Origin of the sequence: Nitrincola schmidtii, from assembly GCF_008973715.1 — a bacterium.
GTDB lineage: Bacteria > Pseudomonadota > Gammaproteobacteria > Pseudomonadales > Balneatricaceae > Nitrincola > Nitrincola schmidtii.
Genome location: NZ_WBOL01000003.1, coordinates 215,377 through 227,930, shown reverse-complemented (window position 1 = coordinate 227,930; position 12,554 = coordinate 215,377). Strand labels below are relative to the sequence as shown.

The 12,554-nt window shown below is 44.2% G+C and carries 14 protein-coding genes; 7 read left to right on the top strand and 7 right to left on the bottom strand.

Annotation, left to right across the window (positions count from 1 at the left end; genetic code table 11):
- Nucleotides 1–12: 12 nt before the first annotated feature.
- Nucleotides 13–609, bottom strand: a complete 597-nt coding sequence (locus tag F7R24_RS04400; RefSeq protein ID WP_151670028.1) for a hypothetical protein — start codon at nt 607–609, stop codon at nt 13–15.
- A 98-nt stretch (nt 610–707) separates the two neighbouring features.
- Between F7R24_RS04400 and F7R24_RS04395 the strand changes: the two genes are divergently transcribed.
- Nucleotides 708–1,529: an NAD-dependent protein deacetylase gene (locus F7R24_RS04395; protein ID WP_338087084.1), complete on the top strand. Its 822-nt coding sequence runs from the start codon at nt 708–710 to the stop codon at nt 1,527–1,529.
- Between the two features lie 40 nt (nt 1,530–1,569).
- Here the strand turns inward: F7R24_RS04395 and folM are convergent, their stop codons facing one another.
- The 5 genes from folM to F7R24_RS04370 all read right to left on the bottom strand — a co-directional run bounded on the left by folM (nt 1,570) and on the right by F7R24_RS04370 (nt 4,631).
- Entirely contained in the window at nt 1,570–2,274 is a 705-nt protein-coding gene (folM, locus tag F7R24_RS04390) for a dihydromonapterin reductase (RefSeq protein WP_151670027.1), read from the bottom strand.
- Between the two features lie 68 nt (nt 2,275–2,342).
- Complete coding sequence (gene folE, locus F7R24_RS04385; protein ID WP_151670026.1) at nt 2,343–2,981, bottom strand: GTP cyclohydrolase I FolE; 639 nt, start codon at nt 2,979–2,981, stop codon at nt 2,343–2,345.
- A 22-nt stretch (nt 2,982–3,003) separates the two neighbouring features.
- Nucleotides 3,004–3,369 (bottom strand): dihydroneopterin triphosphate 2'-epimerase, encoded by a 366-nt coding sequence (gene folX, locus F7R24_RS04380; protein ID WP_151670025.1) that lies wholly within the window; start codon nt 3,367–3,369, stop codon nt 3,004–3,006.
- 108 nt (nt 3,370–3,477) lie between these two features.
- A complete protein-coding gene (locus tag F7R24_RS04375; RefSeq protein ID WP_151670024.1) occupies nt 3,478–4,206 on the bottom strand; it encodes a hypothetical protein in 729 nt (242 codons plus the stop codon).
- 2 nt (nt 4,207–4,208) lie between these two features.
- Complete coding sequence (locus F7R24_RS04370) at nt 4,209–4,631, bottom strand: VOC family protein (protein WP_151670023.1); 423 nt, start codon at nt 4,629–4,631, stop codon at nt 4,209–4,211.
- 199 nt (nt 4,632–4,830) lie between these two features.
- Between F7R24_RS04370 and alaC the strand changes: the two genes are divergently transcribed.
- The 6 genes from alaC (at nt 4,831) to efpL (ending at nt 10,614) form a co-directional block, all read left to right on the top strand.
- On the top strand, nt 4,831–6,030 hold the full coding sequence (gene alaC / locus F7R24_RS04365; RefSeq protein ID WP_151670022.1) for an alanine transaminase: 1,200 nt from the start codon (nt 4,831–4,833) through the stop codon (nt 6,028–6,030).
- A gap of 58 nt (nt 6,031–6,088) precedes the next feature.
- A complete protein-coding gene (gene osmF / locus F7R24_RS04360; protein ID WP_151670021.1) occupies nt 6,089–7,003 on the top strand; it encodes a glycine betaine ABC transporter substrate-binding protein OsmF in 915 nt (304 codons plus the stop codon).
- A 21-nt stretch (nt 7,004–7,024) separates the two neighbouring features.
- Entirely contained in the window at nt 7,025–8,206 is a 1,182-nt protein-coding gene (locus F7R24_RS04355; RefSeq protein WP_151670020.1) for an ABC transporter permease, read from the top strand.
- Nucleotides 8,207–8,217: 11 nt separating this feature from the next.
- A complete protein-coding gene (locus F7R24_RS04350; protein ID WP_151670063.1) occupies nt 8,218–9,225 on the top strand; it encodes an ABC transporter ATP-binding protein in 1,008 nt (335 codons plus the stop codon).
- Nucleotides 9,218–9,964, top strand: a complete 747-nt coding sequence (locus tag F7R24_RS04345) for an ABC transporter permease (RefSeq protein WP_151670019.1) — start codon at nt 9,218–9,220, stop codon at nt 9,962–9,964. The genes F7R24_RS04350 and F7R24_RS04345 overlap by 8 nt, the downstream gene beginning before the upstream one ends.
- 83 nt (nt 9,965–10,047) lie before the next feature.
- Entirely contained in the window at nt 10,048–10,614 is a 567-nt protein-coding gene (gene efpL / locus F7R24_RS04340; protein WP_151670018.1) for an elongation factor P-like protein EfpL, read from the top strand.
- A 112-nt stretch (nt 10,615–10,726) separates the two neighbouring features.
- On the opposite strand, the gene F7R24_RS04335 is transcribed toward efpL, so the two are convergent.
- Nucleotides 10,727–12,481: a SulP family inorganic anion transporter gene (locus F7R24_RS04335; protein WP_151670017.1), complete on the bottom strand. Its 1,755-nt coding sequence runs from the start codon at nt 12,479–12,481 to the stop codon at nt 10,727–10,729.
- Between the last annotated feature and the right edge of the window lie 73 nt (nt 12,482–12,554).

The window sequence follows — 12,554 nt, the reverse complement described above, 5'->3', positions numbered from 1 at the left end:
AACAATAGGTTACTAATGCAACCTCAAGCGCTGCCCACGCGGTGCTTGAGGTACTAAATCACAGTACAAATCACCTCGAATTAATCTATCTTGTTCAATCTGGCGCGAAATACCTCGCTCATATTGCTGTCGAGTCGCAATCATTTCTGCACACTCTCCCACTGAACGTCGTTGAACGGCATTTGCTGAACGACACACACGAACGGTTTGACCATCGAAACTGGCATAAAAAGATTGACCATAGTGCCCACGCGAATCGATGGCTTCCATTTCATCGGCGAAACCACTAACAAGATCTAGTGCAACAGGTCTTGCAGCTTCCCAGCGCCCTCTGACATAGACTTCAGCAGGATCTAAAATACATTGCACTCTTTCGCCGTATTCTGCATTTCGTCTACGCTGATCTAGCTCTGCTGCTTCTTTAAGAGCCTCAGCCTCTCTTGCCCGCGCTTCAGCCACTCTTCGCTCATGAGCGGCTTTATCAAGTGCCGCTTGCTGACTTCTGGCATCTAACTGCTGTTGCGGTGACATCAACACCCACTGCTCTTCTGGAATATTCAGAGGATAGCGAGTTCCACAAGCCGTTACTCCTATGACTAGAAGAACCATTAATATGCATTGGTACGTAAGTGTAATCGTCTTTATCATCATCTCAGTTTACAGTGGTTAAATGAGCTGAAGCTTAACAACATTAAAAGAGAAATAAGTTGATTTCAGAAGCAGCCGAAAAACTTCATACATTTATCCGCAAGCACCCTCGCCTGATGGTGCTGACCGGAGCTGGCATGAGCACAGATTCAGGAATTCCTGCTTATCGAGATGCGAATGGCCAATGGCAGCAAAAACAACCGGTGCAGCATCAAGCATTTATGACGCAACTGTCTGTAAGACAACGTTATTGGGGAAGAAGTTTACCGGGCTGGCCTGTCATGCGTGATGCCAAACCAAATCCTGCGCACTATGCACTGGTGGATTTGGAACATAAAGGCCATATCAACCTGTTAGTGACGCAGAATGTTGATCGTCTGCATCAACATGCAGGTTCGCAACAGGTTACGGATCTGCATGGACGATCCGATCAAGTCATCTGCATGTCGTGCGATTATCGTGTTGACCGTAATAACGTCCAAACACGCTCTGCCGAGTTAAATCCTGATTTTGCCTCTATTCAAGCAGAGGCCGCACCTGATGGTGATGCGAATATAGAGATGGATTTTTCTACCTTTAAGGTCCCCGATTGCCCCAAGTGTGGCGGCATTCTTAAGCCAGACGTGGTGTTTTTTGGCGACAATGTGCCTAAAGAACGAGTCCATCACAGCTTAGACACACTCAAGAGTTCCGATGGATTATTAGTGATTGGCTCTTCGTTAATGGTTTATTCTGGATTTCGTTTTTGTCGTTATGCTGCTGACTGGAAACTACCCATCACGACACTGACCCTAGGAGTGACTCGCGCAGACCCTATCTCTCAATTACAGATAAAAGCACCGATTAAGGAAACCTTGGATTTAGTGATAAAGAATCTATGAGTCTTTGGAAAAGCGTTGCTTTCCAATTTTAGATGCTTTTCTATTTTAAATGTCGACCGCCATCAACCGCCAAGGTACGACCTGTGACATAACCGCTATTGAGCAAATAATCAACAACATTTGTCATCTCAGCTGCGCCAGCTTCTTTATTCATTAATGACTTAGCGCGTGCTTTTAACTTATATTCTTCATCATCACCTTCATTGAACAAGATGAGTGCCGGTGCAATATTGTTAACTTTAACCTTGGGTGCTAGCAGTTGTGCGAAGGATAACGTCATATTAGACAGAGCAGCCTTGCTTGCAGCATAAGCAATATGTTTTTTACTTCCCTTCTCTGCCACGTAGTCGGTAATGTGAATAATATCAGCCGAGTTGGAAGCTAATAACAGATCTTTAAGTGCCAAATTTAGTTGATACGGAACAGCAACATGAATGTGCATCATCACATGCATGGTCAATAGCGCTTGATCCGCTGTACCATCAGGCAACCAGTCAGAGGCATTATGAATAATACCTCTTAATGCAGGTGACTTATTTTTTACATGCGATATCAACGCTTGAACCTGATCACCGACATTAAAATCACATTGAAACAGGTCAATACCAAGATTGGTCAAGTGTTGTAGTGAAGAACGTTCAGTACGATAGGTACCGATCACCTGATAACCCTGTTGCTGTAAATGCTCAGCCAGATGAAACCCTATTCTCTGACCCACGCCGGTAATCAGAATAACTTCACTCAAGAGACTTCTCCCTTATAACTCATGAAAATTAGCAATAAAGATATGCATGTAAAACTTATTTTTGAGTATTATTTTAAAAACTCAGCTCTAGTATGAATATTTTCTTTAAAAACCCCGCCAAGAGCAGTTGTTGATGTTTTAGAATTAACATCCATCACACCACGGGATTTAACGCAGTAGTGTGTTGCTTCAATAGAAACCGCAACATTTTCAGTTTCCAACAAAGCTTGTAGCGCAACTAAAACCTGCTGAGTCAGCCTCTCTTGCACTTGAGGTCTTTGTGCAAAAAAGCGCACTAAACGATTGATTTTTGAAAGACCAATGATTTTTTCATTGGGAATGTAAGCCACCGTTGCAGACCCATCAATGGTAATAAAATGGTGTTCACACGTACTGGTTAAATCAATATCAGAAACTTTTACCATCTCGTCAACTTGCATCTTATTTTCAATAAGAGACATCGATGGAAAGTTTGAATAATCTAGCCCAGAGAAAATCTCATAGACATACATTTTAGCAATACGATGTGGCGTTTCAGCCAAACTGTCATCAGCAAGATCCAAACCTAGTGTTTTCACAACATCAGTCATAGACGCTTTGATCTTCTGATATTTTTCTTCAGCCGATAAACTCTGTTCCGTTAGAGGTGTTTCTAATCCCCTATCGATCAATACTTGACGAACACGTGCCGCTTCATTGGAGATCATACATCTGCTCCTGTGCTTTTAATCAGCTTTTATCATAATGAAGTGTGAGAGAAACCGAGTCAGCAAACCTTAACGCATGCGGTTTATCAATTCGGACTTGAGCATGAGTCACCACCTCTGCTTGAGTGCAAATGCTCAACACATCTGACACAAGTTTTTCGAGTAACAGGAACTGTCCATCTTCGACATGTGCGATGATTTGTTTAGTGATTCCCTTGTAGTCTAATGCAGCATCCACTTGATCGGTTAAGCAACCACGATTAATGGGATAATGAATTTCAGCATTAATGACAACATCTTGCTTCTTTTCACGCTCTTCTGGGTTAAACCCGATAAACGTGCGAAGTCGCAGGTTGGTAATCTTAATAATCGCATTGCTCAACGGCATGTTCAGTCTTCTCCAGTAGGTGATGTTGCTCTTTACGCACATCACTATTCAAATAGAGCATAGCAAGTGTAAAAATTTTCATAAAATTGTTATAAAAACAACACTAAATCAAAGGGTACTGTCGCTAAATGCGTCTAAAGGCACAAAAATCCAACCCTCAGTCATTGAAATATCCTTGTGGGGAAAGGCCACTTTGTCTTTATCTGTATCAAAAAGAAAAGCGATTAAAGCACACCACAACGCATCGCGCTTGTCATCGTTCAGTAAATCTGGATATTCAGCAAAGTATTGCTGCATTATCGGGGATCGCTTACAGGCTGAAGGATACCCTTCAAATGCAGTTAACTGAGAACCATCGCTCCAGACCCCTGCCAAGACTTTATTCGGTGCAAATCGAGACAAAAAATGAATACCCTTGGTTGCTTGGCTACCAATCATATCCTTAATGGGCGACAGGGGTTTAATGCCACGCTCAAAGAGAAAACGTTCCGTCGCTCGATACAAGTAAGGGTTATCTTGAGAAAGCCCTATATACGCTGTTGCCCTATCTTGAGTAATCAACTCAACAAAGGCATCTGAAAAGCCAAGTGGCGTATCTATGGCTAAGGTGACATGAAATGGTTTGTCAGGCACCGCCACGTCACATAAACCAAACACAGCGGTAATAAATTCCGTTGGTGTGCTGGCTTGATTAATGATGTCACGAAGGTTACCGCGCCATGCACTACCTACCCACTCACCCTTAGCGTTCAGTAGAACCAGCGCATCTCGGCTTAGGGCGTTTTTATCACAATTCCAACCCCCGACATCCCAGCCAAGATAAAATTGCTCGATCATTGTTACCAATGTCCTGTATTTTCCATACTGCTCCAAGGCTCTTGAGGCGCTAGCGCATCTCCTTTTTGCAGAAGTTCGATGGAGATATTATCGGGTGAACGCACAAAGGCCATGCGACCATCTCTAGGTGGGCGATTGATTAGGATGCCGGCTTGCTGAAGCGCCGAACAGGTGGCATAAATATCATCTACCTCATAAGCAACATGACCAAAATGTCGACTATCTGAGGGTAAGCCTTGGTCGCCATCCCAGTTATAGGTTAGTTCTAATGGGCATTCAAGTTGACCCGGAGGTGCCATAAAAACCAGCGTAAAACGCCCTTGCTCACTTTCATGACGACGTATCTCTTCAAGCCCCAAGTGCTTAAAAAAAGCCATCGATTGCTCTAAATCTTTAACACGAATCATGGTGTGTAAGTATTTCATTATTCTCTCCTTGTTAAGCAGCTCTATGAAAGAATCTTTAAGCGACGCAGTTTAACCACCTCAGCCTTACGACAGCAAACGATAAATCGATTCATTGTTTTCTTGACCCATCTAAGATCAAACGCTAAGGTGCAAAAAGGTTGTAATTGACAATCTACGTCGCTCAGACGGTTCTGGGCGCTTACGTGAGAGAAATATCATGTCTGACAAATCTTCTATTCGTTTTGAGCGCATTGAGCGCTTGCCTCCTTATGTCTTCAATATCACCGCTGAACTGAAAATGGCTGCGCGCCGACGTGGCGAAGACATCATTGATCTCAGTATGGGTAATCCTGATGGTGCTACCCCGCCGCATATTGTCGAAAAGCTCTGCACCGTTGCCCAGCGACCGGATACGCATGGCTATTCAACCTCGAAAGGTATTCCAAGATTACGTCGCGCCATCAGCCACTGGTACAAAAATCGTTATGACGTTGACATAGATCCTGAAACCGAAGCCATTGTTACTATCGGTTCTAAGGAAGGCTTAGCTCACCTTATGCTTGCAACGCTTGATCGAGGTGATGGTGTGTTAGTGCCTAACCCTAGCTACCCTATTCATATCTACGGTGCGGTCATCGCGGGTGCTCAAGTTCGATCGGTTCCTTTGATTCCGGGTATCGACTTTTTTGCTGAACTCGAACGCGCCATTAAAGAAAGTATTCCGAAACCCAAAATGATGATTTTGGGGTTTCCTTCTAATCCCACGGCTCAGTGTGTTGAAATCGACTTTTTTGAACGCGTCATCGCCTTAGCAAAAGAGCATGGCGTACTGGTTGTGCATGACCTCGCGTATGCCGATATCGTCTTTGATGACTGGAAAGCTCCTTCGATTATGCAGGTAGAGGGAGCTAAAGATGTCGCCGTTGAGTTTTTTACACTGTCTAAAAGTTACAACATGGCTGGATGGCGTATTGGTTTCATGGTGGGTAACCCAGAACTTGTCAACGCGCTATCTCGGATAAAAAGCTATCACGACTACGGTACTTTTACACCACTTCAAGTGGCTGCGATTGCTGCGTTAGAAGGCGATCAAACCTGTGTGCATGAGATTGCAGGTCAATACCAAAAACGACGCGATGTGTTAGTCAAAGGCCTTCATGAAATAGGCTGGATGGTAGAAAAACCCAAAGCGTCCATGTATGTCTGGGCAAAAATTCCAGAAGCTTATGCTCAATTAGGCTCGTTAGAATTCGCCAAAAAGATGTTAGCCGATGCGAAAGTCTCGGTTTCACCCGGTATTGGATTTGGTGATTACGGCGATGATCATGTTCGTTTTGCTCTAATTGAGAACCAAGACCGTATACGTCAAGCATTACGGGGTATCAAGTCGATGTTTCGTGCTGATGGTCTGCTGTAATACTCAATCGCTATGCTGGAAAGCTTGGTTTGATAAAAGCACCTAGGAGAAGTTATTTATGAAAATTAAGAACACCCTAAAGACGATGATACTAGCGGGATCCGTGATGCTTAGCAGCAGCCTAATGGCGCAGTCGCCAGTGGTTGTTTCATCAAAAATTGATACAGAAGGGTCTGTGTTAGGCCATCTTATCTATTTTGCATTAGAAGATGCCGGAATTGCAGCGACTAACCGCATTCAGTTAGGCGGCACCAGCATCGTACGTAATGCTCTGATTAATGGTGAAATTGATATCTATCCTGAATATACAGGTAATGGAGCATTTTTCTTTGACCATGATGATGCGGGTATCTGGAAAAATGCTGAACAGAGCTATCAACTGGTCAAAAAGCTAGATTACGATGCGAATAAACTGGTATGGCTGACACCAGCCGACGCTAACAATACCTGGGCAATCAGTGTTCGTGGTGATTTAGCACGTGGTCAAAACCTCACTACTCTTGAAGACTTGGCGAGTTATTTAAATGATGGTGGTGATTTTAAATTTGCCGCCAGTGCTGAGTTTGTCGATTCACCTAGCGCCCTACCTGCATTTCAGGAGGCCTATGGCTTTGCCTTGGAGTCAGATCAGCTGTTAATCCTTTCTGGGGGTAATACTGCCGCAACCATGAGAGCGGCAGCTCTGCAAACCAGTGGCGTGAATGCAGCCATGACCTATGGGACTGATGGTGGCCTACCTGCCTTGGACTTAGTGGTGTTAGAAGATACGCTAGAAGTACAACCTGTATATCAGCCAGCACCGGTGATTCGTGAGAGCACTCTCAAGGAGCATCCAGAAATTGCTGGCATTCTTGCACCTATTTTTGCTGAACTGAATTTAGAAACGCTTCAAAAGCTGAACGGTGATGTGGCTGTAAACGGCGAAGATGCCTCAGTGGTCGCTAGGCGCTTTTTAGATTCCATCAGTCAATAAATCCGATGCGTTAAGGAGTTCATGCTCGGTATTCGATTCGACAAAGTGATGCCCGTATTAACCGGAGCATCACTGCTTTCCATTTGGACGCTTGATTTTGTAAACCTGCAGCCTAATCGCATTCTTCCTGGCGTCGGTTATTCACTTCAAGATGCCGTGGGATGGTGGTCGATGATCATCGTTACCACCCTCCTGATCAGTGCTTTTCTGCTATCGTTTTCCCGCTTATCCCTTAGACGTTGGTTGCAACTTTTCATAGTAACGTTGTTGCTTGTCTTAATGCCGATAAGCTTATCAAGTTTCGCGCAAAACCATATTCCTGAGACGTTAACTCATGCCAGAACAGGATTGGGTTCCGCCTTTTGGTTAGTGTTTTTCTTGCTGGTATTGATGCTAATAGAGTTACAACAAAAACTTGAACTATCACGCTCAATTTATTGTTTTATATTTTCTTTCCCTCTTATCTCGACAGTCTTTATCTACCTGATGGGTGGTTTAGATACCCTAGCCATATTGCGTGAATACGGTGCTCGATCCGACCAATTTCATCAAGCCGTACACATACACATTGCTCTAGTGGGTGGCGCCGTGATTACCAGTATATTACTGGCAGCCTGCCTAGTGGCGATGATGCGCAAATCAACAACAGCGCAGAAAATCATCTTTCCGTTGCTTAACTTTATTCAAACCATTCCTAGCTTGGCATTATTTGGATTACTGATCGCTCCTTTAGGATACATAGCGTCCAAAAGCGAATGGCTTCAAGCGATGAATGTCAGCGGAATTGGGTGGGCACCCGCGATGATTGCATTAATCGCCTACAGCCTGTTACCCATGGTGCGAAATACGTTTGTCGCACTTGAGGAAGTATCAGAGTCAGTCATTGAAGCAGCTAAAGGCATGGGTATGAGCCCTGCTCAAGTTTTCATCCAGGTCAGACTACCACTGGCGATGCCAGTTATTCTTGAAGGCATTCGCATTACCACGATTCAAGCAATAGGACTCACAGCCGTCGCAGCTCTTATTGGAGCCGGCGGTTTAGGTAACTTTATTTTCCAAGGACTTGGACAAGCAGCAATGGATATGGTGTTACTGGGGGCACTTCCCATATTGCTCTTGGCGATCATAGCAGATCTATTTTTCAGCAGCGTGATGACCTTTTTTAATCAGCATACAAAACAATCAGGAGCAACTAAATCATGAATCTTAACACCATGATCGAGTTGCAAAATATCAGTAAGTACTATGACCAAGTGAGTGCCGTTGATTCAATTGATCTCAAGATCAACAAGGGAGAGTTTTGTGTATTGGTGGGCACCTCTGGTTGCGGAAAGTCCACCACACTGAGGATGATTAATCGCTTAATTCCCCACTCAGCGGGAAAAATTCTGATAGAAGATCAAGAGATTAATTCGTTTAATGAACAAACGCTTCGTCGTAGAATTGGCTATGCCATTCAAAATACTGGTCTATTCCCTCACTGGAGCGTCGAAAAGAACATAGGCACCGTACCAAGACTGTTAAAATGGCCAGAAAAACGAATTCAGGAACGTGTTATTGAACTGCTTGAGTTGCTCAACCTACCCTACGCGGAGTTTGCCCACAAATACCCTAGCGAACTTTCAGGTGGACAAGCGCAGCGAGTAGGAGTTGCTCGAGCCTTAGCCGGTGATCCTGACATACTGTTGATGGATGAACCCTTCGGCGCACTAGACCCTATTACCCGCGAATCCTTGCAAAATGAGTTACTTAGAATTCAGCAACAGATCCATAAAACCATTGTATTCGTCACCCATGATATGGATGAAGCCTTAAAGCTAGCAAACCATATTGTGGTAATGGATCAAGGTAAGATTATTCAACAGGCATCTCCTTATGAACTCTTATTGAATCCCGCCAGTGACTTCGTTTCTCAACTACTCGGTGGTGAAGATCGAGGCTTAAAGCAAGCTGGATTAATGCGTGTTGGTGAGTACATGGTTGTTGCGAGCAGCACACATATAAATGATTTAGACATTAAAAACTTAGACATTAAAAACGTAGAAACTAACAAGCTTGCAACCAAGCCATTAGCGAGTGTTAGTACACACGATAGCTTGCGCTTTGCTTTATCGGTGATGCTATGGCATCAATGTGAACTGTTGACGGTGGTAGATGATCAGCAACAACCTGTCGGTTATATCAGCTTACAACAGATTATGCAGGCTAAACCTCATGGGTAAACAGGAAACTATCGCTAGGATTTGGGGTATTCCTTTGTTGTGGCTCTCATGCCTAATCATTGCAACATTTAGCTTTCCTTACTTTGAAGAGATTTTTAGACAAATTGAACCCAATCAACGTCAAGTCATCTACTCTCGAGATAGCTTTTTCACCTTGCTTCTTAATCACCTTAGCTTAGTCGGCATTGCGGCAACTATCTCAATTCTGCTGGGTGTCAGCAGTGCCATTTTTGTGACCCGTCCTTTTGGAAAAGATTTTTTACCCTTGGTCAGCCAAATTGCCTCGATGGGTCAAACCTTTCCACCTATCGCGGTGCTAGCGTTATCCGTTCCGCTGTTGGGATTTGGTGCGCTACCGACCATTCTGGCTCTTTCTCTTTATGGTTTATTACCCATCGTACGCAACACGCTAGCAGGGATTCAAGGTGTTGATGCTGCGGTGATAGAGTCTGCACGCGGAATGGGAATGTCGTCCTTTCAAGTACTGCGTCAGGTTGAACTTCCTCTAGCCAGCACCGTTATCCTCAGTGGCATTCGCACCTCGGTAACCATCAATATTGCCACCGCCGCTATAGGTTCTACTATCGGGGCCAGCACCCTTGGCGATCCCGTTATTTCGGGTCTGGTGAATGGCAACACCGCTTATGTGATTCAAGGCGCTATTCTGATCGGGTTGCTTGCTTTAAGCACTGATAGCCTGCTGGATAGATTACAGCTCCGCCTTAGCGCTAGAAGATGAAAAGTTGATCTTCAGCTTAAATATTTCTCGAAGAGTCACAAAGCCTCAGTTAAAATCTCCTTTTTATTTACTGAGCGCGCACCATGCCTAAAGCTTCTGAAATCAAACGTGGCCATGTCGTTGAAATTAATGGTTCACTCTATATTGCTAACCAAGTCGATGTAAAAAGCCCCTCTGCTCGAGGTGCCGCGACTCTTTATAAAATACGCTTTAACCAGGTTCCTGGTGGTCGCAAACATGAAGAAACCTTTGTGGGTGATGATCAAGTTAAGGATGTGCAGTTAGAACGTCGCAAAGTCTCCTATCTTTACAAAGAAGATGATCTTTACACCTTCATGGATCTAGAAGATTACAGCCAATACAGCATCAATGGTACCGCTATTGAAGCACAACAGCCCTTCCTGATGGATGGTATGGAAGGCATTACCGCCCTGCTGGTTGATGGCAATCTGATTACCATTGAGCTTCCTGGAACTGTGGTGATGGAAGTTAAGGAAACGGTTCCCAGCATGAAAGCGGCAAGTGCGACGGGTAGAACTAAACCAGCGATCATTACCACTGGATTAGAACTTCAAGTACCGGAATATATTGAAGCAGGTGAGAAAGTTAAGGTAAACACAGAAACTGGCAAGTTTTTGTCTCGCGCTTAATACTTCGAAAAACTTATCTGCACATCACATCCTCACACCGTTAACGGTGTGAGGATGAAATCCAAAACAGCTACTTTCTATGTGGCAGCAGATACCAGACACTTCAAGAATTTCAGACAGAGTTTGTACCAGTGCTTTTCTCAGACTCATTTTCTTCAGCTCGCTCATGAAGCACCTTCCAAGCATCATAGGTACTCATATAAACAACGCCTGACATCTCATCAAGGAAGTCTGTTTTCTTTAAGCGATCCATCACGGGCCCCTTCACCTCAGCTAAATGCATCTGTACACCAGAATCTTTCAATCGACGGTTAATGGTACGCAAGCTATCAAGTGCCGATGAATCGATTAAATTAACGGCCTGGCAGGTCAGTACCAAATGATTTAGCTTGGGTTGATTAATCACTATATCCATCACAACGTCTTCTAAATAGCGTGAATTGGCAAAATAGAGACTTTCGTCAATTCGTAAAAGTGCAATGCGATCATCCACTTCAACATCATAGCGCTCAATGTTACGAAAATGCTCTGTGTTAGGTAAGCGACCAATCACAGCATAATGAGGACGGCTGGTGCGGTATAAGTACAGTAATAAAGACAAACCCACACCCACCATGATACCCAACTCAACACCTTGAGTCAGCGTAATCAAAATGGTCGCCAACATGGCTGCAAAGTCACTTTTAGAATACACGAAGGTTTCGTGCACTGCTTTAAGATCTATCAATGACAACACGGCAACAATAATGGTGGCGGCAAGCGTAGCCACAGGTAAGTATGCGATCAGTGGCGTTAAAAATAAGGTCGCTACTAAGATGCCTACTGCGCTATAAGCTCCGGCGGCAGGCGTCGCAGCACCTGCATCAAAGTTAACGATAGAACGGGAAAAACCACCACTAACTGGCATTCCACTGCTAAAAGCGGAACCTAAGTTCGCAGCACCCAAACCAATAAGTTCTTGATTCGGATCAATACGCTGACGTCGTTTCGCAGCAAGCGTTTGTCCTACCGAAACAGATTCTACAAAACCCACAATACTAATCAAAACAGCGGCTAAAAATAGATCGCTCCAGAGTTGAGGAATTAACGGAGGTAAGCTTAAGGGTGGTAATCCTGTCGGAATTTCTCCGACAACCTTAACGCCCTGCTGATCTAACTGCCAAAACCACGTGACGAAAGTTGTCAATGCAACGGCTAAAACGGGCGCAGCTTTACTCAACATATCTGCTGTATGAGGATTGAAGCCAATCCATGTCAGTAAATGACGACCCCAAAAACGATTGGCATACAGGAAAGCAAGGGTTCCCAAACCTATCGCCAAAGTGATTAAGTGCGTTTCGTTTAAGCGACCAATCAAACCATACATAACTGAAATAAAGTTGACCCCTTCTGCATCTAAACCAAGCAAGTGCCGTGCTTGACTCGCTGCAATGATCAAACCAGAGGCAGTAATAAAACCAGAAATAACTGGATGGCTAAGAAAGTTAGCTAAAAACCCGAGTTTCACCAACCCCATTATTGTCAACATAATGCCCGACATAAACGTCAGTACAATAACGAGAGTCACGTATTCTGGACTACCTTGAATGGCGAGATTTCCAGCCGCTGCAGCTGTCATCAGTGCAATGACCGCGACAGGACCCACCGCTAAGGTACGACTCGTACCAAAGATGGCATATAAGAATAACGGTGCGATACTGGCATACAAACCAACTTCGGGTGGCAGACCTGCGAGCATCGCATAGGCCAAGGATTGCGGTATCAACATGATGGTAACGATAACAGCAGCCAGTAAATCGCTGATCAGCGTTTCACGACCATACAAAGGTAACCATTGGAAGATAGGAAAGAATCGTTTGAAATCCATCTGCAAACCTTATTGAACGAAAGTCAAATAGTTTAGTTATAAGCATATAAAATTGCGTACTAAAAAGATTTTA

Excerpts from the sequence above, each read along its gene's own strand:
- F7R24_RS04400 (WP_151670028.1), bottom strand. The coding sequence starts at position 609 with ATGGTTCTTCTAGTCATAGGAGTAACGGCTTGTGGAACTCGCTATCCT.
- folE (WP_151670026.1), bottom strand. The coding sequence starts at position 2,981 with ATGATCTCCAATGAAGCGGCACGTGTTCGTCAAGTATTGATCGATAGG.
- folX (WP_151670025.1), bottom strand. The coding sequence starts at position 3,369 with ATGCCGTTGAGCAATGCGATTATTAAGATTACCAACCTGCGACTTCGC.
- F7R24_RS04375 (WP_151670024.1), bottom strand. The coding sequence starts at position 4,206 with ATGATCGAGCAATTTTATCTTGGCTGGGATGTCGGGGGTTGGAATTGT.
- F7R24_RS04370 (WP_151670023.1), bottom strand. The coding sequence starts at position 4,631 with ATGAAATACTTACACACCATGATTCGTGTTAAAGATTTAGAGCAATCG.
- alaC (WP_151670022.1), top strand. The coding sequence starts at position 4,831 with ATGTCTGACAAATCTTCTATTCGTTTTGAGCGCATTGAGCGCTTGCCT.
- osmF (WP_151670021.1), top strand. The coding sequence starts at position 6,089 with ATGAAAATTAAGAACACCCTAAAGACGATGATACTAGCGGGATCCGTG.
- F7R24_RS04355 (WP_151670020.1), top strand. The coding sequence starts at position 7,025 with ATGCTCGGTATTCGATTCGACAAAGTGATGCCCGTATTAACCGGAGCA.
- F7R24_RS04350 (WP_151670063.1), top strand. The coding sequence starts at position 8,218 with ATGATCGAGTTGCAAAATATCAGTAAGTACTATGACCAAGTGAGTGCC.
- F7R24_RS04345 (WP_151670019.1), top strand. The coding sequence starts at position 9,218 with ATGGGTAAACAGGAAACTATCGCTAGGATTTGGGGTATTCCTTTGTTG.
- efpL (WP_151670018.1), top strand. The coding sequence starts at position 10,048 with ATGCCTAAAGCTTCTGAAATCAAACGTGGCCATGTCGTTGAAATTAAT.
- F7R24_RS04335 (WP_151670017.1), bottom strand. The coding sequence starts at position 12,481 with ATGGATTTCAAACGATTCTTTCCTATCTTCCAATGGTTACCTTTGTAT.